At 46.4% G+C, this 22,795-nt stretch carries 20 protein-coding genes; 9 read left to right on the top strand and 11 right to left on the bottom strand.

The features are described 5' to 3' along the window. Positions 1-15: 15 nt before the first annotated feature. The 3 genes from N6H06_RS19890 to N6H06_RS19880 form a co-directional block, all read right to left on the bottom strand. Positions 16-1,845, bottom strand: coding sequence for a hypothetical protein (locus N6H06_RS19890; protein ID WP_213029373.1), 1,830 nt, complete (start codon positions 1,843-1,845; stop codon positions 16-18). Positions 1,846-1,932: 87 nt separating this feature from the next. Beyond that, complete coding sequence (locus N6H06_RS19885) at positions 1,933-2,316, bottom strand: nuclear transport factor 2 family protein (protein ID WP_062750069.1); 384 nt, start codon at positions 2,314-2,316, stop codon at positions 1,933-1,935. 15 nt (positions 2,317-2,331) lie between these two features. Beyond that, positions 2,332-2,862 carry a GNAT family N-acetyltransferase gene (locus N6H06_RS19880; protein WP_062750070.1) on the bottom strand — a complete coding sequence of 177 codons (531 nt, stop codon included), beginning with the start codon at positions 2,860-2,862 and terminating at the stop codon, positions 2,332-2,334. Between the two features lie 105 nt (positions 2,863-2,967). Here N6H06_RS19880 and N6H06_RS19875 point away from each other — a divergent pair, with 105 nt between their 5' ends. The 4 genes from N6H06_RS19875 (at position 2,968) to N6H06_RS19860 (ending at position 7,256) form a co-directional block, all read left to right on the top strand. Next, positions 2,968-4,215, top strand: coding sequence for a YeeE/YedE family protein (locus N6H06_RS19875; protein ID WP_062750071.1), 1,248 nt, complete (start codon positions 2,968-2,970; stop codon positions 4,213-4,215). Between the two features lie 241 nt (positions 4,216-4,456). Continuing rightward, positions 4,457-5,443 carry an ABC transporter substrate-binding protein gene (locus N6H06_RS19870; protein ID WP_062750072.1) on the top strand — a complete coding sequence of 329 codons (987 nt, stop codon included), beginning with the start codon at positions 4,457-4,459 and terminating at the stop codon, positions 5,441-5,443. Between the two features lie 21 nt (positions 5,444-5,464). Next, a complete protein-coding gene (locus N6H06_RS19865; protein ID WP_062750073.1) occupies positions 5,465-6,475 on the top strand; it encodes an ABC transporter permease in 1,011 nt (336 codons plus the stop codon). Then, positions 6,459-7,256, top strand: a complete 798-nt coding sequence (locus N6H06_RS19860; RefSeq protein WP_062750074.1) for an ABC transporter ATP-binding protein — start codon at positions 6,459-6,461, stop codon at positions 7,254-7,256. Before N6H06_RS19865 ends, N6H06_RS19860 begins: the two co-directional genes overlap by 17 nt. A gap of 64 nt (positions 7,257-7,320) precedes the next feature. Here the strand turns inward: N6H06_RS19860 and N6H06_RS19855 are convergent, their stop codons facing one another. From N6H06_RS19855 to N6H06_RS19835, 5 genes are all read right to left on the bottom strand, one after another. Further along, positions 7,321-8,331, bottom strand: coding sequence for a hypothetical protein (locus tag N6H06_RS19855; RefSeq protein ID WP_062750075.1), 1,011 nt, complete (start codon positions 8,329-8,331; stop codon positions 7,321-7,323). Between the two features lie 138 nt (positions 8,332-8,469). Continuing rightward, a complete protein-coding gene (locus N6H06_RS19850; RefSeq protein WP_263707806.1) occupies positions 8,470-9,543 on the bottom strand; it encodes a sulfate/molybdate ABC transporter ATP-binding protein in 1,074 nt (357 codons plus the stop codon). After that, entirely contained in the window at positions 9,518-10,354 is an 837-nt protein-coding gene (gene cysW, locus N6H06_RS19845) for a sulfate ABC transporter permease subunit CysW (protein ID WP_062750077.1), read from the bottom strand. The genes N6H06_RS19850 and cysW overlap by 26 nt, the downstream gene beginning before the upstream one ends. Before the next feature lie 3 nt (positions 10,355-10,357). After that, the gene (gene cysT / locus N6H06_RS19840) at positions 10,358-11,182 is read right to left on the bottom strand and encodes a sulfate ABC transporter permease subunit CysT (RefSeq protein ID WP_062750078.1); all 825 of its coding nucleotides are present in this window, start codon (positions 11,180-11,182) and stop codon (positions 10,358-10,360) included. Between the two features lie 66 nt (positions 11,183-11,248). Then, entirely contained in the window at positions 11,249-12,271 is a 1,023-nt protein-coding gene (locus tag N6H06_RS19835; RefSeq protein ID WP_213029380.1) for a sulfate ABC transporter substrate-binding protein, read from the bottom strand. Positions 12,272-12,622: 351 nt separating this feature from the next. Here N6H06_RS19835 and ybaK point away from each other — a divergent pair, with 351 nt between their 5' ends. The 4 genes from ybaK to N6H06_RS19815 all read left to right on the top strand — a co-directional run bounded on the left by ybaK (position 12,623) and on the right by N6H06_RS19815 (position 17,370). After that, entirely contained in the window at positions 12,623-13,099 is a 477-nt protein-coding gene (gene ybaK, locus N6H06_RS19830) for a Cys-tRNA(Pro) deacylase (protein ID WP_062750081.1), read from the top strand. A gap of 97 nt (positions 13,100-13,196) precedes the next feature. Then, a complete protein-coding gene (locus N6H06_RS19825) occupies positions 13,197-14,822 on the top strand; it encodes a PAS domain-containing sensor histidine kinase (protein WP_062750082.1) in 1,626 nt (541 codons plus the stop codon). Positions 14,823-15,019: 197 nt separating this feature from the next. Continuing rightward, positions 15,020-16,405 carry an FAD-binding oxidoreductase gene (locus tag N6H06_RS19820; protein ID WP_263707805.1) on the top strand — a complete coding sequence of 462 codons (1,386 nt, stop codon included), beginning with the start codon at positions 15,020-15,022 and terminating at the stop codon, positions 16,403-16,405. After that, positions 16,402-17,370, top strand: a complete 969-nt coding sequence (locus tag N6H06_RS19815) for a bile acid:sodium symporter family protein (RefSeq protein WP_062750083.1) — start codon at positions 16,402-16,404, stop codon at positions 17,368-17,370. The genes N6H06_RS19820 and N6H06_RS19815 overlap by 4 nt, the downstream gene beginning before the upstream one ends. Positions 17,371-17,406: 36 nt before the next feature. Here N6H06_RS19815 and aroA read toward each other — a convergent pair whose 3' ends face one another. Beyond that, on the bottom strand, positions 17,407-18,747 hold the full coding sequence (gene aroA, locus N6H06_RS19810) for a 3-phosphoshikimate 1-carboxyvinyltransferase (RefSeq protein ID WP_263707804.1): 1,341 nt from the start codon (positions 18,745-18,747) through the stop codon (positions 17,407-17,409). Between the two features lie 97 nt (positions 18,748-18,844). Here aroA and N6H06_RS19805 point away from each other — a divergent pair, with 97 nt between their 5' ends. Next, positions 18,845-19,726, top strand: coding sequence for a LysR family transcriptional regulator (locus N6H06_RS19805; RefSeq protein ID WP_263707803.1), 882 nt, complete (start codon positions 18,845-18,847; stop codon positions 19,724-19,726). A 1-nt stretch (position 19,727) separates the two neighbouring features. On the opposite strand, the gene N6H06_RS19800 is transcribed toward N6H06_RS19805, so the two are convergent. Together N6H06_RS19800 and N6H06_RS19795 are read right to left on the bottom strand one after the other, a co-directional pair. Beyond that, entirely contained in the window at positions 19,728-21,329 is a 1,602-nt protein-coding gene (locus N6H06_RS19800) for a glutathione ABC transporter substrate-binding protein (protein WP_263707802.1), read from the bottom strand. 332 nt (positions 21,330-21,661) lie between these two features. Beyond that, positions 21,662-22,720, bottom strand: a complete 1,059-nt coding sequence (locus N6H06_RS19795) for a tetraprenyl-beta-curcumene synthase family protein (RefSeq protein ID WP_263707801.1) — start codon at positions 22,718-22,720, stop codon at positions 21,662-21,664. Positions 22,721-22,795: the final 75 nt, after the last annotated feature.

The following is a 22,795-nucleotide window of genomic DNA, read 5'->3' as shown; positions in this document are numbered from 1 at the left end:
GTCTTTATTCTGTTCTTACTCGGCTCCTGCTTCGCTGTCTGTCTCTTGTTCAGTGCCGTTTTGGTTTTCTGGTTCACCGCCTGTTTGCGTTTCATCGAGTTCAAATTCTTCCACTTCGCCAAATTCGTCGTCGACGGTCGCATTCGTAAATTCAACGACTTGCAATACATTCTCTTCTGTATCGACCACAAGTGCCTCAATCTCATCGCCTGGCTCAATAAACACGGCATTAGCGCTAGTGGTGACGTCAAATTCGAGCACACGACTCTCCCCTTCTAGTAACACTTGCAAAAAGCGGCTATTAAATGTATCGCTTACCCGGTACACCGTTCCAGAAACGGTCTCTTGCTCATATAAATCGGTCGGTATATAGTCATCATCTGCCAAATCAGTCGCCAGCATTTGCCGATAATTATGAAATGCTTCTTCACGGGATGTGCCTCTTGCGACGCTGGAAGAATCGGCGTGTACCATCGCAATTTCACGCATTAAGCCACTTTGGTCGACAACTGGAACGACCCACGTATAATTGTCATAAACCGAATAAAGGACAGGTTGCGTTCCCTCCCATTGTTCACGTTGGTAGGAACGATTAACAGCATCGAGAGCTCCACGGGCATTTGTCATTCCTGAATTGCCCGTATAATACGTTGCTTCCCCTGTTTGCGCATTTACCATCGTAAAGCCAACCATCGCATTTGAATCTTGATTTGGCCGCATATGGTCGATCATCCAATACATATCGCCATCAGCCCCTAATACGCCGATCATTTCCTCGTCGCTTGTCGGTTGGTGGACACCTTCCTTAGCGAACAACGCATTGATTAGGCCGTTGCTGTAAGTGCCAAACCAGTTCGCATAATCGAGGGCGATGTGGTAATCAATCGCATTGTCGACAAACTCAGGCTGTTCCCCTAATGGATACTGCTCCATTTCCCCCGTCACCGCATCGACCAAAATGATACCGTCTGCTTTTGGGGCTGTGCGGTAGTGTTTATAATAAGCGTATGAATAGGCGTAATACGGGTTGCCGTCATCATCTGGTTCAAACGAATAGTCAAGTAAAATGATATCCCCATATGCTTTGCGTACATGGCGGTCAAGATTCTCACCAAAAAAAGCACTCGGCACGTATTTCATTTCATATTCATCAACTAGCTGTGCTTCAGCATTCGGATTTTCAGCGCTAACCATGACATAGCCTGGTGCATGGTCAGCTCGCAGCCACCGCCAAATACTCGAATATTCAATCGGCGATACCCAGAACAGTTCGCCATTGATTTTCTGGACACTCGTTTCCCCTAATTCATAAAACGAGTAATTGTCAATGTTGCCAAAGACAATTTCCGATTTGTAGCGTGCGTATGTATAAGGCACGGATCGAACACCGTCTTCTGTCACCGATTCAATTTGCTCTTCACTCACCTCAAATTCGCCAAGCTGTGCGAGTTCTTTCGTTACGGTCAATGGATACACATAATTCATCGCTAACAAACCAAGCAAAAGCAAAACGCCAATGCCGCTTTCCTTTCCGACAGAAAAACTTGGTTTTTTTAACTTTTTCACCTTGCTGCCAGATTTTTTGCTTGGTTTCGGGACAACATGAAATAGCCCGGAAACAATTAAATTGATCGCTACAACAAAGCCAAAAGTATTTAATAGGCCAGTGACACTTACGTCAATTAACCATACATAAATAAATAGAAAGCTAAGTACAAGTCCAAATAAATATCGGGCTCCTTGTGCATACAACCACGATTTCGGTCTCTCTTTTAATCCATTGGCCCATTTAAATACATTTAAATTGACACACGTTAAAGCCATGATCAAAATCCAACTAAGCATATCTTTCTCCCCCTCTCCTTCCATATATACGCACGCTGCCGCTGAAAAGTTTCATAGAAATAAGGACTGATAAGGGGTATGACGGCTTTAAGTCAGTGGCGATTTTAATTGCTCTGGGTCCCACTCAGTCACCGTCCCTTGATGAAACACCATCTTCCATTTTCTGTGCTTCTTTTGCCATATCGAACTGCGAAGCGTCTTCCTGCCGCTGTTCTCGTTCATGATGAAATAAGTGGCTAGCGCCGTATCCATCGCTAGCCTCCGGACTTGAAAATGGGACAACCTCCAATGGGGAACTGTTTTTTGATTGCTGCTGGCAAACACATCCTCTTTGTGGATCACCGTACCGGAGCTGCCAAATTCAAAAAAATCATCGTCTAAAAGCTCACTAAGACGGTCGAGCGACGTCCGTACTTCTGCCGTAAGCAACGCTTCTTCTTGGCTTTTCAACAACTTCGTTAGCTTTTCCATTGTTCCATCACACCCTCATTTATGTCTTTTTTCTGCCCATTCCTCTCGTAAAATGGCATAAATGTACTCATCCCACCACCCGCCAGATCGAGTGGGAATGCATTGCCGGCAAAACCCTTCCTTGCGCATGCCAATCGTCTCCATTAACTTCCAAGAGGCGCTGTTTTCCGGCTGGCACGTCGCTACAATGCGATGGAGACCGATATTGGAGAATCCCTCATCTATACAAGCTTGTGCAGCTTCTGTCGCAAAACCTCTCCTTTGCCATTTTGGATCGAATACCCAACCAATCTCATACGTATGGCCGCCAAAGTAATCAAAGAAATCAATGTGCCCAATTAAAGAATCGCTGTTTTTTTCGATCACAGCAAAAGCCTTTGCGTTATCACCGCTATTGGTTCTCACAAATGCTTTTGCTCCTTGTTTGTCTAATATTCCACCTGGTATATAGTGCATGACCGCCGTTTGCTTGGCATAGTCATACAAACGGCTCCAATCGCTTTCCTGAAAAGGCCTTATGAACAGGCGGTTCGTCTCTAATTTCATGGTCTTCCTCCCATTCATCCTCATTTCCTCGTTTTCTTGACAGAAACATGAATAGCCTTTACGATATAATTCGGACTAAATTAATAAGATTAGAAGGTGATTTTGTTGTCTGTAATCGCATCATCGCAACCGCATCGAGACATCCAACAGAACAAAGCACCCGCTTTAAACCGCCCACAAAACCGACTTGTCATTGGCGGCCTTGTGGTCGCGGCAGCGTTAACACTATTTTTGGCTTTTACACAAGATATTGTCCAACCGCTGCTACTTGTCATCGGTTTAGGGCTTGGGTATACATTGTTCCATGCTCGTTTCGGCTTTACATCGGCTTTTCGGCGCCTTGCCTCTGTCGGCAACGGCCAAGCCATTCGCGCCCATATGGTCATGCTTGCTGTTGCTTGTTCTTTATTTGCGCCGATTCTCGCAATAGGCACGACTTTTTTTGGCGCTGAAGCAACGGGTAACGTCTCGCCTGTTGGCGTCAGTTTGATTGTCGGCGCCTTTTTGTTCGGCATCGGCATGCAGCTTGGCGGCGGCTGTGCCTCAGGAACTTTGTACGCCGTTGGCGGCGGTCGTTCTGTTATGTTTATTACGCTATTATTCTTTATCATCGGTTCAACGATTGGCGCAGCACACTTTAACTTTTGGATGAACGATATGCCAGCCGCAGAACCGTTTTCCCTTGCTACCTCAACGAACCTTGGTTACGGCGGGGCTTGGCTCGTATCGTTGTTGATTTTTGGAGCCGCCATTCTGTTGTCGCTCTGGATCGAGAAAAAACGCAATCCGCCGAAAATGGCCGCTTTGCCTTCAGCAAGTGGTTGGAAACGGATTTTCCGCGGTTCGTGGCCACTTATGGCCGCAGCAGTTGCCCTAGCAGTGCTCAATGCGCTTACTCTTCTTACGCGCGGTTCGCCATGGGGCGTGACGTCTGCTTTTACTCTCTGGGGCTCAAAAGCAGCAGAATCGCTTGGATTTAACGTAGAAAGCTGGGGTTATTGGCAAGGCAACGTTGACGCTCTTCACGCTTCGATTTTCGCTGATACGACAACCGTATTGAATTTCGGCGTCATTTTAGGAGCCTTTATTGCTTCTGCAGCAGGCGGCCTATTCAAATTCTCTACCATCACTGCCAAAAATGCCGCAGCATCCGTAATTGGCGGATTGCTTATGGGCTACGGCGCACGCCTTGCTTTCGGCTGTAACGTCGGCGCTTATTTTAGCGGTATCGCTTCCTTTAGCGCCCACGGCTATATTTGGGGGGTAATGGCGCTTGGCGGTACCTTTTTGGCTCTATATTTACGGCCCCTTTTTGGCCTTTCTGTGCCAAAACCGAAAGACACATTTTGTTAAACCGAACCGGCTTGGGAATCTTTCCCGGCCGGTTTTTGCTTGCTCCAGTCCGCTCCGCCACCCCCAATTGAGGTTATTGTAGCATAGTGGCAGATGGGCGAAAGAAATTTTCGTAAAAAAACAAAAAAGTTTGGCGCTGTAATGGACTAAATCGCCAAACTGTTGTATGGTGTTTATTATAGAAATTTTCATTCGATATAATGCCATAATCGTTCTTATTTTAGGAGTAGGAGGACACCCGATGAGAAAACATCTTTTATTTACGGTAGTACTTACATCTATAGCTGGCCTTCTTGTTGCCTGCGGAAGCACCGAGCAATCAGGAGAAGCGGAAGGAGAACGTGTTGATATTGGCATTGTCCAGTATGCCGATCACCCTTCATTGGACCAAGCAACAGAAGGGTTCCAAGCCGCGCTTGAGGACTCAGCGCTTAACGTAACATTTGACGAAAACAATGCAAACGGAGATGCCAACACGTTGCAAACGATCGCTGACAAGCTTATTGGCAATGAAGTTGACCTTGTATTTGCCAATGCTACCCCAGCAGCACAGATTATGGCCTCGTCGATAACGGAAGTCCCAATCTTGTTTACCTCTGTTACGGACCCAGTAGGGGCTCAACTCGTCGATTCATTAGAAGAGCCAGGGGGAAATGTATCAGGCACGGTTGACTTCCATCCAGAAGCCATCGAAAAATCGATCACACTAATGGATGAAGAGTTCGGCCTCGAACGGATCGGCATGGTCTACAACGCTGGCGAGCAAAACTCGCAACACCAAGTCAACCTTGCCAAAGAAGCTGCTGAAGCTAGGGGAATGTCGATTGTAGAAGCAACCGTGCAAACGTCTGCTGACGTGCAAACGGCAACAGAAAGCTTAATTGGCGAAATCGACGCCCTTTATATCATTACCGATAATGATGTTGTTGCTGGATTAGATGCTGTCATTGGCGTCGCTGAAAGGGAGCAATTGCCGCTATTTGTTGGCGAAATAGACTCTGTGGAAGCAGGAGGGCTTGCTGGTTTTGGCTTTTCCTATTATGACATTGGCTACAAAGCGGGGGAAATGGCAGTTGAGATCTTAAATGACGGAGCGGATGTGAGCACGATGTCCGTTGAACTGCCGCCAGAACTCAATTTAGTGTTTAATCGCGGTGCTGCGGAACGAATGGGAATTGAATGGCAAGACGATTGGGAAGACCTTGCTGACGATGTCATCGATGAGTAACGCAAAGGAAGTGAAAATCGGATGTTTACCGCTGTTTTTGGAGCTGTAGAGCTCGGCTTAATTTATGGAATCATGGCGCTCGGCGTCTACTTGTCATTCCGGATTCTCGATTTTCCTGATTTGACCGTTGACGGCAGCTACGTAACAGGTGCTGCCGTTGCTGCGATTATGATTACAAGCGGCTACTCGCCTTTGCTTGCTACGTTTTGCGCCCTTGTTGTCGGCTTTATCGCCGGTTGCTTAACAGGAACGCTCCATACAAAAGGGAAAATCAATCCTCTTCTATCCGGGATTTTAATGATGATTGCTTTATATTCGATTAACTTGCGGATTATGGGCAACAGCCCAAACATCTCGCTTATGCGTGAGGATTCATTGCTCACTGTTTTTTCGGAGTGGTGGGCAGGCTTGCCGATTGACAATGCGGTCAACGGCGCCTTGACATCGATTGGGCTAGGCGCATTTACCCCATCAAGCTGGTCGATACTGGTCTTCGTCATTGTCCTCGTCTTAGCGGTCAAGCTTGTCATTGACTTCTTTTTAAAAACCGAGTCAGGCCTTGCCTTGCGTGCGACTGGCGACAATCCGAAAATGATCCGCAGCTTATCAGCTAACACGGACCGACTTAAAATTATTGGCCTCGGCATGTCCAATGCCTTTGTTGCACTAGCCGGTGCAACCGCAGCCCAGTATACAAAATTTGCTGATGTCAACATGGGCATAGGTATGATTATTATCGGGCTTGCTTCTGTCATTATTGGCGAAGCTCTGTTTGGCAAAGGTTCGCTCGTTAAGATTACATTTGCCGTCATTATTGGCGCTGTTGTCTACCGCATCATTATTGCACTGGCGCTTCGGGTTGAGTTTTTAGAAGCAGGCGATTTGCGGTTAATCACAGCAATAATCGTCATTTGCGCCCTTGTTGTGCCAATGCTGCTCGAGCAGTCACGCAACAAAACCCGCAAAGCGAAACGGCTTAAAGCGATTCAGCAAGAAAGGAAGGAGGCTAGCAGCCTTGCTTCGCCTAAATGAGATTTATAAAGTCTTTAACGAAGGCTCTGTCGATGAAAAAATGGCGCTCCAGTCAATCAATCTTACGCTCGAAGAAGGCGACTTTGTTACGGTGATCGGCAGCAACGGCGCCGGCAAATCAACATTGATGAATTTAATTGCTGGACACCTGGCTCCTGATGTCGGCACGATTGACATTAACGGAAAAAATGTCACCAATCTCCCTGAACACGAACGGGCTAAACTGATTGGCCGCGTGTTCCAGGACCCGCAAGCAGGCACAGCTCCTTCGATGACAATTGAGGAAAACATGGCGATGGCGTACAGCCGCGCCAAAAGACGGTCGTTTTTCCGGATCGGGGTAACCAAAAACAGGCGCGCTTTTTTCCAGGAACAACTTGCCTCGCTAGGCATGGGCTTGGAAGACCGTTTAACTGCTAAAGTTGGATTTCTGTCAGGTGGAGAACGGCAAGCGCTATCGCTTTTGATGGCGACTTTTACAAACCCGTCGATCCTATTGCTAGATGAACATACGGCTGCGCTCGATCCATCCCGGGCTGAACTGATTACTGACAAAACACGGGAAATGGTTAGCAAAACAAAATTAACAACGCTGATGGTCACCCATAATATGCAGCAAGCACTGGATCTTGGCAACCGTTTGATTATGATGGACAAAGGACAGGTCATTTTTGAGGCAACAGCAGCCGAAAAGCGAAAACTGACCGTGGAAAAGCTGTTAAGTGAATTTCAAAAAATTCGCGGCGGCCAATTTGCGGACGATCGTGCCGTTTTAAGTTAAGGATCATGCAAGTGTTACCGTCCGAGGGCATTCACTAAGTAACGTAAGTGAATGCCCTTCGTGTTTAGAACGCAGGCTGATGTTGCCTGCTAGAAGCAACCATTCCAAGGTTCAACTCTGTTTCAAACTGGACCCCAGGAGAACGAACGGCTAAATCATACCTTGGCTTCTTTTTTTCATCCGTAAAATACCCACAGCCAATTGTGTCCCCTTTAGCTAGGAATACTGGATTATTTAGCAAAAAGTTTTTTATGGCAGGGGATTGGACATTTGCACTTAACAAGACCCGCTTGTCTGCAAAAGCAGCAGGCGGCCATTTCACCGCTGTAGCAAACCGCTTTTTATACTGGACCGTCCCTTTCGACAAAAACGGTTCCCCCCCTTGGAAGTCAACTTCATCGATGTCACACTCTCCACATGCCCATTCCAGCAAAAAGTCATAAACAGCAGCTTGTGCACCACTTTGGCGGTGTCGTGCCTCGCCGCCAGCTACCCCTATCAATCTTGCATCTAAACGGCGATGTTCTCTGTTTATTGCACATAAACCACCGCTAACAGCAAGCCCGTTTTCTTTAACGAGAAACAGTTTCCCGCTCTTAAACAATTTTTCATAGGCAGTATCCACAGGTTCACTGATCGCGCTGTCGCCATGGCGATTTTTAATCGTCGGCTTATGCATATTATAATAAAACTCGAAAAAATCGCTTTCTTTTTCTGCTACCTCATACACAAACCTGCCTTCATTTTTACGGCGCCGTTTCCTTTCTTGTTTAGCCATCGATTGGACCAATTCGGAAAACGGCCGCCTCGTATCAGCAGCTTGGTGGATACGGAATGGCAAAGACCATACGCCATGTTGCACCGCTTTGTTTTCAGCCTCGTCCTTCCCAACTATTTCTAACCGCAAATCGCCTTCCTTTTCAATCATACATTCTGTTTCTGTTACTGGCCCGCTGCCAAAAAGGCGTTTTTTGACAAACGGGAACAGCCAGTGCTTGTCTTCCGTTGCGCCGATAAACTGGAGGGAGATTTCTTCGCCATTCACATTGCCGAACGCCTCGGTTCCATATGGCATTAGTAGCACCTCTATTCCAATTTTTTCATCTATCTTTATTGTACCATTTCTTCTCAAATTTGACATCCACCGATCGTTGATAAACGTTACCATTCAAAAAAACAATCCTATTCACCAGATTGCTTTTTTGAAGGAGAACTAAATGGTATAATCGCTTACTTGGAAGACGCCTAGTTTTTCTGGTCGAATGTACGCTTTATCACCGATAGAAAGCCCCAGTTGCGCAAATGTTTTTTTAGGCAGCTGAATCTCAATTGTACCGCCTTCTCCCGCCCACTTTGCTTCAATAAATACAATTGGCCCTACAGGATGGACAGAAACAATGTCAACTTGCAAATCCCCTTCGCCTTCATATGTTTTGGAAACAGCGATTTCATGGGGGCGAGCATACCCAACGACCGGTCCATTTGTGGTGGCGTCTGTTGCAGCAAGCTCCCATTTGGCGCCGGCAACGGCCAATTTTCCAGATTGGCTAACGCCTCTAAACGGATAGGCATTGCCTAGGAATTCGTAAACGAAAGGGCTATTCGGCTCCTCATATACTTCCGTTGGCGTGCCAGCCTGTTCAATCTCGCCTTTATTCATAACGACAATCTTATCCGCAACATCTAGCGCTTCTTCTTGGTCGTGTGTGACAAACACAGTCGTAATGCCCGTTTCTTTGTGCAACGTCCTCAGCCAGCGCCTTAGTTCTTTTCGCACTTGGGCATCAAGGGCACCAAATGGCTCGTCAAGCAACAGTACTTCAGGCTTGATCGCCAGTGCCCGAGCAAGGGCGACTCGCTGGCGCTGGCCGCCAGAAAGCTCTGATGGACGGCGCTTTTCAAGTCCTTCTAATTTGACAAGCGCCAGCAGCTGTTCGACAATGCTCTTAATCTCTGCTTTGCTTGGCCGTTCCGATCGTTTCGATACGTTTAAGCCATAGGCAATGTTCTGCGCGACGGTCATATGGGCAAATAATGCATAGTGCTGGAACACAAATCCTACTTTTCGTTTTCTTGGATTAACGTCTGTGACATGTTTTCCATTGATCCAAACTTCTCCAGAGTCAACTGCTTCAAGGCCAGCAATCATTCGCAAAAGCGTTGTTTTTCCCGATCCTGACGGGCCGAGCAAAGCAATCAGCTCCCCTTGCTCTACCTGTAAATCTACTTGCTTTAAGACATGGGTGTTCCCAAAGCGTTTGTCAATTTTGTTCAGTGAGATCGTCATAGCTCCTCCTTTTTTGCCGCCACTCTACCCATTGTTTAACGCCAATTGTAACGAGAGCAAATAGCGACATGAGCGCCGCTACTGCAAATGAAGCAGTAAATTGGTATTCATTGTACAGAATTTCAATATGTAAAGGCATCGTATTTGTTTGGCCTCGAATGCGCCCTGATACAACTGATACAGCGCCAAATTCGCCAATCGCCCGGGCGCTGCATAGAATGACGCCATACAATAGCCCCCATTTAATTGCCGGAAGCGTGACATGCCAAAATGTCCGCCATCCACCTGCCCCTAGTGTGAGCGAGGCTTCTTCAGCCTCAGAGCCTTGTGCTTCCATTAACGGAATGAGTTCCCTTGCAATAAAAGGCAATGTCACAAACATCGTGGCCAGCACAATTCCTGGGACGGCAAAAATGATTTGAAAACCCTGCGCTTGAAGCCATTCGCCAAAAAAGCCGTGAACACCATATAACAAAATAAACACTAGACCAGCAATAACTGGCGATACAGCAAAAGGAACTTCAATTAAGGTGATGAGCAACTGCCTTCCACGAAAACGGAATTTTGTCAGTAGCCACGCTGCCGACAAGCCAAACAACAGTTGCAACGGCACGGTAATCACAGTGACAAGCAGCGTAAGCTGAATCGCCGAACGTGCCGCAGGCTCTGTAATCGCTGCAAAAAACACCGCTAGCCCTTGTGAAAACGCCCCTGCAAAAATCACGATAAGCGGGAGCAATAAAAAAGCAATTAAAAACAAAAAAGCGACAATGGTTAACAGAAGTTGGCTCCACGTTTTGCAGCTGTTTATTTTTTACGCCCCCTTTTGCCCTAATCGTTTTGACAATAGCCACTGCAAGCCATTAGTAAGCAGCAACAGCAAGAATGACACGACTAGCATAACGACCGCAATCGCGGTAGCGCCCCCGTAGTCAAATTGCTCGAGCTTTGTCATAATCAAAAGCGGCACTATTTCTGTTTGCATAGGCATATTTCCGGCAATAAACACAACAGAACCGTATTCACCTAACGCTCTGGCAAAGGCAAGCGCCATCCCTGCCAATAGCGCCGGGGCCAACACCGGAAAAATGACAGTTAAAAATGTCTTTACTGGCGTTGCCCCTAAAAGGGCTGACGCTTCCTCCACTTCCTTGTCGAGGTTTTTAAGCACAGGTTCAACCATCCGGACAACAAACGGCAAGCCGATAAAAGTTAACGCAATCGTGACGCCAATAGGCGTAAAGGCAACCTCTATGCCTAAAGGCGCAAGCAATGAACCAATCCAGCCATTTTCCGTATAGAGGCTTGTTAAGGCGATACCCGCTACTGCTGTCGGTAAAGCAAACGGCAAATCGATCATGCCATCCATCAAACGTTTCCCAAAAAACGAGTAGCGTGCCATCACCCATGCCACTAAAAGTCCAAACACGCCGTTGATTAATGCTGCCATCAAGGCAGCCGAGAAGCTTAATCGAAATGCAGCGAACACGCGGGGGTCATTCACAGCATTCCAAAACGTTTCCCAACCGTTGTGGACAGTAAACAACAGCAACGCAGCTAACGGAATGAGCACCACAAAGCTCAAATAGAGCATTGTAAACCCAAAGCTTAAGCCAAATCCAGGCAATATCCGTTTCATAGCCAAACTCCTATCGTCTGATTTTCTAGTTGTTCCATGCCTCCAATCAAGGCTGCAACGCTGGCATTAATTGGGCTGGTATATCTGGTCAAATATGCCGCCGTCAGCAAAATGTTTGGCCTGCGCCTCTTCCCAGCCGCCGAATTTTTCGTCAATTGTAAATAGCTCTACTTCTGGAAATACATCGCGATGCTCCTCTAAAACCGCTTCATTCCGTGGCCGGTAATAATGGTCGGCAATCAACTCCTGCCCTTCATCGCTGTAAAGAAATTGCAAATAGGCTTCTGCTACTTCTCTCGTCCCTTTTTGATCGACGACTTTATCGACAATGGCGACAGGCGGTTCCGTTAAAATCGACATCGACGGTGTCACAATATCAAACTCAGAATCGCCGAGCTCATGTGCGGCAAGAATCGCTTCATTCTCCCATGCCAACAGAACATCGCCGATACCCCGTTCCACAAAAGAAGTCGTAGCGCCCCTGGCGCCTGAATCTAATGCAGTTACATTTTGGTACAAGTCTCCAACAAATTGTTGCGCCCCTTCCTCTGAGCCATAGGTTTCCTCTGCGTAACCCCAAGCCGCTAAATAGTTCCAACGTGCCCCGCCTGACGTTTTCGGGTTTGGCGTGACCACTTCCACATCATCGCGAATGAGGTCATCCCAATCTTCAATTTGTTTTGGGTTTCCTTTGCGGACAAGAAAATTAATCGTCGACGTATAAGGAGAAGATTGATCGGCAAATTGCTGCTGCCAAGATGGATCAAGAAGCTCCCGTTCTTGCAAAATATCAATATCATAAGCAAGCGCTAACGTAACGACATCCGCCTCCAAGCCGTCGAGAACGGAGCGCGCTTGGCTGCCTGAACCGCCGTGGGAGGTGTTAATCACGACTTGCTCACCGGTTTTTTCCAACCAATAGTCGGCAAATGCCTTGTTTACGTCTGCATATAATTCTCTTGTTGGGTCATAAGAAACATTTAAAATCTCGACTGAATCCCCCTCCCCTGATGTTTCTCCACCAGAAGGAGCACAAGCCGCAAGCAGCACTCCTACCATTGCGACGGTAACGCCATATCCGATTTTCATAGAATCACACCCCTTTAATCCGATTTAATTGATTAAAAATAGAAAATTACTCGGTTTAAAATCATTAAAGACGAACCTAAAAACAACTGACTCTATATTATTCTCACTATTCCGACCTGTCAATAGGTTTTTCGCTATTTCCTCGACAAACAACAGGGCTCCTAAGCAACGTAAACAGCTTGAATTCGTTCCATGCCCCCTTTGCTCAATTGGCGTTAACACCGAAAGAACAATCTGCTTCTCTTTTGCGATTACGCTTTTTTCCACAATTGAGGATGTTTCCTCTTTTTCTGGACAGCTGTTTCCTGTAAAATGTAAAAAGAAGCATGAACCCTACTACAGAGGTGTGAGATGAAACAATCAAAAACGAATGCGATCCGTTTGATCGAACAAAATGAGAAGCCTTATACCTTGTTTTCCTATCCGGTTTCAGATGGCAAGATTGATGGCCAATCGGTCGCGCGAAAAATCAATAAACCGGAAAACGTTGTTTATAAAACCCTTGTTGCCCAAGGAAAAAGCGGTGCCATTTACGTTGCGCTCGTCCCTGTGAACGAAGAGCTCGATTTAAAAAAACTGCAAAAAGTGACTGCTGAGAAAAAAGTCAACATGCTCTTGGCGAAACAGCTCCATGATGTGACCAATTATGTCCGTGGCGGCTGCTCGCCAATCGGTATGAAAAAGCAATACCCGACTTTTATCGATTCCCAAGCGGCACAGCTAGATACAATTGTCGTAAACGCTGGAAAAGTTGGCTTGCAGATGGAACTTCGGTTAAGTGATTTACTCGATGCCGCCAACGCTCAGTTTGCAGAACTGACAATCTAGCTAATCTGCCTTGTGATCTGGATCACGATTTTAAGCAGCCTTGAGACGTTACGTTGCCTTCAGGGATGCGGTAAGACTACTACGGCCGGAGGCTCTTATGAAACTGAGAACGAAAATTTTTTTGCTCTATCTATTTTGTAGCTTAGTATGGGTAGTGGGGTCTGACCTCGTGCTTCTTGCTTTCGACCAAGACCAAGAAGTCATGCCGTTTTTCCAAAAAATGAAAGGCATTGTGTTTGTCCTTGCCTCTAGCATATTCATTTATATATTAATCAGCAAAACCGAAAAGCTACAGGAATTGGAAGAGGAAAAGGAAAAAATCGATACATTGATTAACTCAATGGTCGACTTTGTCAACTTCAAGGACGGAGAGGGTCGTTGGATTCAAACCAATGAGTATGGCCTTAAACTTTACCAGCTTGAAAATGTGGATTACCGTGGAAAGAAAGATTCAGAACTTGCTGCTTATAGCAAGGCAAGCCGCGAGCCTTTGCTCTATTGCGAGCACACGGACAACTTGACATGGGAAAGAGGCGAAACGACGAGAACGGAAGAAGTCTTTCCGATGGAAGATGGAACAAAGAAAACGTTTGATACGATTAAAACGCCCATTTATGATGAAAACGGGAAACGAAAAGGGCTCGTTGTCATTGGCCGCGATATAACAGAAAGGAAAAAAGCAGAGAAACAACTTGCAGAAAGCGAGTTGCGTTACAAAGCTCTATTCGACCATAATCCTGAACTTGTGTACAGAATTGATTTGCACGGGAACATTGTGGATTTAAATGATAAATTTATGCAAGTAACTGGCTACAAACAAGAGGACGCGCTCGGCAAATCAATCCTCACTTACGTCCAGCCAGATGACCACGAGCGGTTGCGCTGGAAATTAGAGCAAGTCAAATTGACACGGAAAGCACACCAATGCAATCAAGTCCGTATTAACCACCGCCATGGTGATCATGTCATTGTCAACTGCGCATCGGTTCCGATCATCATCGATAATGAATTGGTCGGCATTACAGGATATGCAACCAATATTACAAAAATATTGGAAACAGAAGAAAAGCTCCGGACAACGGAAAAGTTGGCTGTCGTTGGCGAGTTAGCAGCCGGGATTGCCCACGAAATCCGCAACCCACTTACATCGCTTAGAGGATTTGTCCAACTTTTCCAGCATGAAAGCAAGGAAAATAACCCCCTTCATCGGATCATGCTTGATGAATTGGAGCGCATTAATACAATTGCCAGCGAATTGCTCGTTTTGTCACGGCCACAAGAAGTGGCCTTCCAAAGATGCAACCTCCGCCAAGTCTTAGGGGATGTCGTTCAGTTAATGGACACGGATGCACAGCTTAATGGGGCGACTCTGTGCCTTCAAGCAGAAGAAGCGCTATCTCTTGATTGCGACCCTAACCAGTTAAAACAACTATTTATTAATGTCGTGAAAAACGCGGCAGAATCAGGGGCGAGCGCGATTGTTGTAAGGGCATTCCCATACCGCACGCATATATGCGTAGCTGTAGAAGACAATGGCTGTGGCATCAGTGCCGACCGGATTGACAAACTCGGCGAACCTTTTTATTCAGAAAAAGAGCGGGGAACAGGGCTTGGGCTAACGATCAGCCATAAGATTGTTGATGCCCACCATGGTTCGATTCAGTATAAGAGTGAGCTAGGAACGGGTACAACGGTCTTCATTACTTTGCCGAAAGTACAATAAACCAAGCCTTAAGAAACAAAGGTTGGAGACACGGCTTCAAGCTGCTCTTTGTCTGGCAGCATCACTCAGTAGCCTGCTGATAACAGCAGGTTTTTTATCTATACAGGGCCACCGTAACGTGATATAATCTGCCATTATTAGACGAATCGTTTTGGTTTCAAACGTCGCAACATTCGAACAGAAAAGGGGAATGACATATGTCTGAATTGGTCAAGGCATTGCAAGCCCATTTAGGGACTCAAAAAGTGACGATCAACGAAACGGCTCTTGCGCTTCATAGCAAGGACGAATCCTACCATACGCCGAGCAAACCTGAAGTGGTCGCATATCCAGCATGTACAGAAGACGTGCAAGCCATTATTCAGATAGCTAAATCATTTTCCGCACCTATCTATTCATTTGGCCTCGGCACAAGTTTGGAAGGCCACGCCATTCCGTATGAAGGTGGTGTCTCGGTTGATTTTTCAGAAATGAATAACATTATTTCTGTACAAGAAAACGATTTCCTTGTAACGGTTCAACCAGGGGTAACCCGTTCACAGCTCAATCAGGAATTAAAGAAATATGGATTGTTTTTTCCAGTCGATCCTGGCGCAAACGCGACACTTGGCGGCATGGCTGCCACCAATGCCAGCGGCACAACTTCTGTGCGATACGGCATTATGCGAGATCAAGTCCGTGACCTAGAAGTCGTTTTAGCTGACGGTACGATTATCCGTACTGGCAATCTTGCGGCCAAGTCGTCATCAGGCTACCATTTAAACGGATTGTTTGTAGGGTCGGAGGGCACTCTTGGCTGCTTTACAGAATTGACGTTACGTGTCCACGGCATCCCTGAACACATTGTGGCTGGGCGCGCTGCCTTTCGGACATTGGACGACGCAGTAGCCGCTGTGGTCGCGATTTTACAAGCCGGAATACCGATTGCCCGCGTGGAATTAGTAGATGAACCTTCCATTGCTAAAGTCAATGCCTTTAGCGACACCGATTACAGCCAAAGGCCAACACTTTTTCTTGAATTTCATGGCAATGAAGCAGGGCTCAAACAAGACGTGGAATTTACAAAAGAGATTGTTGCCGACTACGGCTGCGAAGCCTTTGCTTTTGAAACCGATACAGCAGCCCGCAACAAGCTATGGGAAGCGCGGCACAACTTGGCATATGCTTACGTGCACAGCGCGCCTGGACGAAAGCTGATGGTGACAGACGTATGCGTCCCCATTTCGCAACTGGCAGACGCCATTCGTACAGCGCGAAACGCGCTAACTTGCTCTCCTTTTGAAGGGGGTATCATTGGCCACGTTGGCGATGGCAATTACCACGTTTTGCTAATGATTGATCCAGCTAACGCTGATGAGATCAATGCGGCTAACCGCTTAAACGAAGAAATTGTCAATGATGCACTCGCTCGTGGTGGCACTTGCACAGGCGAGCATGGCGTAGGCGTAGGCAAACTGAAATACCAAGCACAAGAACACGGATCAGCGCTTGGCGTGATGCAATCGATCAAACGCGCCCTTGACCCTGAAAATCGAATGAATCCTAATAAAATGGTGTACACAAACACGGAGGATAATATATGAAGTGGGTTGAATGGCTTAGTTCTTTTGCCGGAAAATATTTTGCATTGCTTGTAATTATTGCGGCTATAACAGCCTTTCTTATTCCAGAAGCTTTTATCCCGATTAATGGCTATGTTCCGATTTTGCTAGGCATCGTTATGTTAGGAATGGGAATGACTTTAAAACCAGTCGACTTCAAGCTTGTTGCCACCCAGCCATTCCCTGTTTTGCTTGGCCTGGTATTCCAATTTACGATTATGCCCTTTACGGCTTTCGCGATTGCCTATATGCTGCAATTGCCGCCAGAACTTGCGGCAGGCCTTGTGTTGCTTGGCTCAGTCCCTGGAGGCACAGCGTCCAACGTCATGGTTTATTTAGCAAAAGGCGATTTACCCCTTTCAATTACGATGACGTCCATATCAACGTTACTGGCGCCAATCGCTACACCGGCTTTGCTTTATTTGTTAGCTGGCCAATGGCTGCCAGTCAATTTCGTCGACATGTTCACGATGATCGTGCAAGTGATTGTCATTCCTGTTATAGCTGGGGTATTAATTAACCGCTTCTTGCCGAAAATCGCAGCAAAAACGTCTATAGCGATGCCTCTTGTCTCTGTGCTTGCCATTCTCGCCATCTTATCAGCGGTTGTCGCCGCCAACACTGGCAGCTTGGTCCAAGCAGGCATGATTAGCTTTGTTGCTGTAATGCTTCATAATGCCGCCGGCCTCGCGCTAGGCTTTATAGCGGCCGTCGCTTTCCGTTTGCCGGCCAGCCAACGCCGGGCGATTTCAATTGAAGTAGGCATGCAAAATTCCGGCCTTGGTGTTACCTTGGCAACTGCCCATTTTACGCCATTGGCTGCGATTCCAAGTGTGCTCGCCGCTGCTTGGCACAACATTTCTGGACCGATCCTTGCCACATACTGGTCAAAACAGCCACTGCCACCTGAGGAAACATCACCACTAAATAAAAAAACAGTTTCTTGACGAACAACCCGCCTACGGCGGGTTGTTCCATGATGCTTAAGGGGAAACGGTTTTTACTCCTATTCCTGTTTGGGCAAGCATGGAAAAATAAGAGGGGCATGTTTTGGCAACGCAGCCTGGATCGTCTAGTTCGATTCCATTGACTTTTGCGCCAATCAGAGCGAGCGCCATCGCCATGCGGTGGTCATCGTAGGTGTTTACAACGGTTGGCGTAGGCTGGCCTGGATAGACCATTAATCCATCATGTCTTTCCTCGACACGGATACCTAAGCGGCTTAACTCTGTGCAAATTGCGCGAATGCGATCACATTCATGGTGTCGAATATGGCCAACTCCTTCGATGGCAATTGGCCCGTCAGCAAAAGGCGCGATCGATGCAAGCGTTAAGGCTTGATCGGATAATTCATTCATGTTAACGGTAAATCCGCCCCTTAAATGAGGGGGGCCTTCTACTTCAACAAACGATGGTCCGATTTCAAAGTTGCATCCCATTCGTTTCAGGATGGATACAAACAGAATATCTGGCTGGCTTGTTTTCGTTGAAAAATGGCGTATACGGATTTTTCCCGCTGTGATTGCTGCAAGGGCAAGAAAGTAGCAGGCCGTTGAGGCATCGGCTTCAATCGAGATGTCTTTTGCTACATAAGGGGAAGGGTTCACTTCAAGCAAGCTTAAATCAGGCGTTGTTTTCACTTCGACCCCAAAAGCTGCCATCAAGTCGATTGTGATTCGCACATACGCCTGTTGGACAATGCCACCTTCAACAGTGATCGAGACAGGCTTTTTAGCCAATGGGGCCGCCAATAAACAGCCGCTTATAAATTGGCTGGACAGCTGGCCGCTCATGTTCACTTTTCCCCCGTTCAACCCTTCACCGGATATGGAAAGGGGATAATGGTCCCTATTACCGCCATACTGAATGCCTGCCCCTAATGCCTGTAATGTTTCTACCAAAGGGGCAATCGGGCGTTTGTTCATGCTTTGACTAGCTTCCAGATGCCAGTTTCCCGTTGCAGCCGCCAACATTCCAGGCAAAAAACGCCCTGCTGTTCCAGCCGAACCAATATACAGGGAGCCAGAATGAAACATCCCTCCTCTCCCATAGACAGTTACATCGCTTCCATCTATCGCCATTTCTACCCCCGTTTTTTTTAGCGCATCGATGCACCAATATGTGTCGTCGCTTTTTAACGCATTCCTTAATGTAGAAGGGCCAGACGCAGCAGCTGCTAACAGCAATGCGCGATTTGTTGCACTTTTGCTTCCAGGCACTTCTAACGTAGCGTTTATTCTCTTTTGGCTCGGCGTTAAACGGAGGCGCTCGACGCCTGCTAAAGGCGTCCAAGGGCTACGTGCCTGTGAATCAAACTGAACCATGGTCCAATCTCCTTTGTTTTCGTTCTTCCTTTTATTTTAATGACGGAAGTGATATAAATGAAATCAATATTATTAATCTATGACATAGGTGATATTTATGACAAATTTAGAGCATTACCGCATTTTTTATACAACGGCCAAAGAGCAAAACTTTAGCAGAGCCGCTTCCTCCCTATTTATCACACAGCCTAGTGTCAGCCATGCCATTAAACAATTGGAAACCCAATTAGGCGTGTCGCTCTTTGTTAGGCACTCAAAAGGCGTCTTTTTAACAACTGAAGGCAATGTGCTTTATTCGTACATCAAGCAAGCATTTGCCCATATTGAAACAGGCGAACGGCACCTCCAATCATTGAAAGCGCTTGAGAGTGGAACGATTACCATTGCTAGCAGCGACTCGATTTGCAAACATTATCTGTTGCCACAGGTTCCCTCTTTTTTGAAACGTTGGCCGAAACTTGACATTAAGTTCCAGCATGGCTCCACGCCAGAAATTGTGAAAAAACTTGAGGAAGAGCGAATCGACATAGGGATTGTGCACTTGCCTATTAACAAGAAGGACGTGGAAATAACCCCTTTTAAAACGACGACTTGCCTCTTTTGTGCGAGTCCAACATACAAAACGCTGCATGACGGTACCCATTCATTAGCTGAGCTCACCCGCTACCCCCTCGTCTCTTTTTCAGCAGGGAGCAGCACGCGCTCTTTTCTTGAGCTTTTATTCCAACAACAGGGTCAAACGTTTTCTCCAGAGTTGGAAGTCGGAAGCATTGAACTGCTAATTGAGTGCGCCAAGCTTGGTATGGGAATTGGCTTTGTCGCTAAAGAGCTGATCGAAAAGGAACTTGAGCGAGGCGAGTTAGTCGAAATCCCAGTAGATATAGCCATCCCCACTAGGGAAATTGCGCTCATCACAAAAAAAGCAGCGCCACTGTCAATCGCAGCGCGCCGCTTTTATAGCCATTTACTGGCCAATTAAATTATTCGACTTTTTCCGTATCACGTAAATAGAAAATACTTGCTGGATATTGCCAGAACCCTTCAATGTCATCGCCCATGCCGGCTAATAACACAGAGTGGTACAAATTGACGACTGGCGCTTCTTCGGCCAACACGTTTTGCGCTTCTTCATAAAGGGCCAAACGCTTCTGTTCATCTGTCTCTTTACGCGCTTGCTCTAGCAAATCGTCTAATTGTTCATTGGCAAAGAACGTTCTATTGCCAGGAGTGCCAAAGTTGGATGAATGGAACATCGGATACAAGCCATAATCAGCATCGACGGTTACGGTTCCCCACGTGCCGATAAACATTTCCGTCTCGCCATCACCGGTCATTTCCAGATAAGTAGCACTCTCAACCGGATTAATGGAAACGTTAATACCAATTTCTTCAAGTTGGGCTTGCAAGTAGGTAGCCAAATCAACTAATGAGGCGGTGCTGCTGTTTACGGTTAATGTCGCATCAAAACCGTCTTCATAGCCTGCTTCTGCCAGTAGCTGCCGGGCTTCTTCTTGGTTATATTCGAACGTATCGATGTTTTGGCTGTAACCTGTAACAGTAGGCGCAAGTGGCCCAATCGCCGGTTCAGCAACACCGTCCAATAAGCCGTTAATAATGCTGTCTTTGTCAATCGCCATACTAATGGCTTGGCGTACTCGCTTATCAGTAAACGGTTCAACTTCAGTGTTAAAGCCTAGATAAGTCAAGTTCGAGCTTGGAGACTGTTTCACAGTCGTGTTTTCAGCAGACTCGATCTCCGAAATGCTGCTCGGGTTAACTGGGTAAATAAGATCGGCTACATCGCCTTGCAACTCGGCAATTCGCGTTGCTTCCTCTGGAACCGTTTTAAAGGTAATTCCGCTTGCTTTGGCAAGGTTGTCCTTGTCCCAGTAATCTTCATTCCGGGTTACAGAGACCGATTCGCCTGATGTACGGCTGTCCAATTCAAAAAAACCAGTGCCGATCGGGTGTGCATCTACGTATGAAAAAGCAGGTTCGCCGTTTTCGATTGCTTCATAATCAGCGTCAATCGCTTCTTTGCTAATCATTCCTCCAGCTGGGTGGGCTAAATGGGAAGGAAGCGGCGAAAAAGGGCCGTCTGTATGGATATGAACCGTGTACTCATCGATGACTTCGACATCGGTGATTTTATCAAACAAAAAGGCAACAGGGGAACCTAGATCTGGGTCGCGAACACGGTCCAAGTTGGCTTTAACGACTTCAGCATTCAACTCACTGCCGTCGTGGAATGTCACGTCTTCACGCAACTTTGCTTCCCAGACATCATCTTCTATTTGTTCAAGACTTGTCGCCAAGCTTGGTTGAATCTCATTGTTTTCATCAAACTCAACCAACTTATTGTAAAGAGTCCCCATTACATATAATGAATTCCCATCATTTGCCCCATGGGGGTCGAGAGAAACAGGATCAGACGACAAATCAATCGTTAGCTCGGCTCCACTCGCACGATTTCCTGTCCCGTCGCCTGGGCTGGCCTCCTGTTCAGGGTCGTTTGAGCACGCAGTAACAACAAGCATGACAGAAGCTGCAACCGCTAACCATAAAGCATTTTTCTTAAACATGATGTCACCTCTTTTGTTGTTTCCCCTATTATACTTAATCTCCCATAAGATTACTAGACTTTTTATAAGAGGGTTTGGTGAAATTCATCATTTCTCGCATCGGCAACAAAACCAGAGCGCCGTTAGCGCCCTGGCCAGACTGTAGACAAACGCTCACATTCTTCGCTGCTCACCTCATTCATATGCTTTGAAACTGTCGTTTCATGCGCAAGAAACCGTTGCTCATGAACCCACCTTCTACTCGCATCTTCACTCGGTTTCGCGCCTCGACTGACAAGCGTTTACTATCAGTCTGGGATTTTGTCGACTATATCGACACTTTTACGCCCTGGTTACGAGATTTTTCGTTTAAAAATCCAACGGTTGTAATAAAACAAGCTAGCTGGAAAACCGCCTAGTTTGATTAATTGTTTTGCTTCTGCTTTCAAACGAGGGTGGCTCATAACTTTTTTATCTGATAAATAGAGCGCGTACAGTCCTGTTTTTAATAGCAAATGAAATTTTTTGTCAGGAAGCATTTGCAGCTTCTCTGTCGCCTTCTCATCAATGTATTTAAAGCGCTCGAACATTTCTTTGCTGTCCCCATAATAAGCGACAAAATTCATTTCGTTTTCTTGGCGGTCTTCTTCTTGGTCAATAAAATAATCGAGTAAAATATGGACACCTTGTACCCAAGGAAAATACGCCTCTTTTATTTGCTGGCCGTGAGCAGTCTGTACAGGGGCAGCAGCATAAGCAGCCATACAGTATAATGCAAGTGTAGAGGCGGTTCCACAAGCAAATTCATACCAACGCATCGTCGGGGCAAAATGTTTGTTGCGTTCATAAAAATCCTTTAACAGCGGCTCGCGTTTTTCTTCCTCGACATGCTTGTATACTTGAAAATCAATGTAAAACTGGGATACTTCCTGCATATGCGTTTGCATGTCCTCAAAACCAGGAAAAGAAGCAGTCGCTTCTCGGCAAGCATCGACCAACTTTCGCAAATAACCGTTGTCTTCAAAGCGATCACGATACTGATAATAATCGCCATACGGTTTGTCTGGCGTCAAACAGTCTAAAAGTGCTTGATGGATGGAACGAAAATCATTTGGATCATGGGCATCATTTTTATCACAAAGTGTATCAAGGTAATCACAAATCGTTTGGTAGGCAACTAAAAATTGAATATGGTTGTCCTTGTTCTCGCCTGCCAGCAATGCAAAAATGCTGCCGCCTTCACAATGAAACGTTTTATCATTGACCGTCCAAGCGGCTTGCTCCCGGATATCAACATCGTCGATTTTTAATGCTTCTTGATGCCATTTCTGCAGCTCGGCATGAGCTTTTGGCACGGTTTCCTTAAAAGCTAGTTGTATAATTTTAAATGGGTTGGCAGGCACTGTGCCCATATGTATTCCTCCTTCAATAAGGCAAGAAAGTTCGCTGCTTTTACTTTACCATATCAAAGGAAGCAATTCCTCTCA

This window comes from Shouchella tritolerans (assembly GCF_025770735.1).
In the GTDB taxonomy this organism is placed as follows: Bacteria; Bacillota; Bacilli; order Bacillales; family Bacillaceae_D; genus Shouchella; species Shouchella tritolerans.
This window is presented reverse-complemented; position numbering and strand designations above follow the sequence as displayed.

Coding starts and splice junctions, on each gene's coding strand:
- N6H06_RS19795 (WP_263707801.1), bottom strand. CDS start 22,720: ATGGGCACAGTGCCTGCCAACCCATTTAAAATTATACAACTAGCTTTT.
- N6H06_RS19890 (WP_213029373.1), bottom strand. CDS start 1,845: ATGCTTAGTTGGATTTTGATCATGGCTTTAACGTGTGTCAATTTAAAT.
- N6H06_RS19880 (WP_062750070.1), bottom strand. CDS start 2,862: ATGAAATTAGAGACGAACCGCCTGTTCATAAGGCCTTTTCAGGAAAGC.
- N6H06_RS19815 (WP_062750083.1), top strand. CDS start 16,402: ATGAAGTGGGTTGAATGGCTTAGTTCTTTTGCCGGAAAATATTTTGCA.
- N6H06_RS19850 (WP_263707806.1), bottom strand. CDS start 9,543: ATGACGATCTCACTGAACAAAATTGACAAACGCTTTGGGAACACCCAT.
- aroA (WP_263707804.1), bottom strand. CDS start 18,747: ATGGTTCAGTTTGATTCACAGGCACGTAGCCCTTGGACGCCTTTAGCA.
- N6H06_RS19855 (WP_062750075.1), bottom strand. CDS start 8,331: ATGCCATATGGAACCGAGGCGTTCGGCAATGTGAATGGCGAAGAAATC.
- N6H06_RS19885 (WP_062750069.1), bottom strand. CDS start 2,316: ATGGAAAAGCTAACGAAGTTGTTGAAAAGCCAAGAAGAAGCGTTGCTT.
- N6H06_RS19805 (WP_263707803.1), top strand. CDS start 18,845: ATGACAAATTTAGAGCATTACCGCATTTTTTATACAACGGCCAAAGAG.
- cysT (WP_062750078.1), bottom strand. CDS start 11,182: ATGAAACGGATATTGCCTGGATTTGGCTTAAGCTTTGGGTTTACAATG.
- N6H06_RS19870 (WP_062750072.1), top strand. CDS start 4,457: ATGAGAAAACATCTTTTATTTACGGTAGTACTTACATCTATAGCTGGC.
- N6H06_RS19835 (WP_213029380.1), bottom strand. CDS start 12,271: ATGAAAATCGGATATGGCGTTACCGTCGCAATGGTAGGAGTGCTGCTT.
- N6H06_RS19825 (WP_062750082.1), top strand. CDS start 13,197: ATGAAACTGAGAACGAAAATTTTTTTGCTCTATCTATTTTGTAGCTTA.
- N6H06_RS19800 (WP_263707802.1), bottom strand. CDS start 21,329: ATGTTTAAGAAAAATGCTTTATGGTTAGCGGTTGCAGCTTCTGTCATG.
- ybaK (WP_062750081.1), top strand. CDS start 12,623: ATGAAACAATCAAAAACGAATGCGATCCGTTTGATCGAACAAAATGAG.
- N6H06_RS19820 (WP_263707805.1), top strand. CDS start 15,020: ATGTCTGAATTGGTCAAGGCATTGCAAGCCCATTTAGGGACTCAAAAA.
- N6H06_RS19865 (WP_062750073.1), top strand. CDS start 5,465: ATGTTTACCGCTGTTTTTGGAGCTGTAGAGCTCGGCTTAATTTATGGA.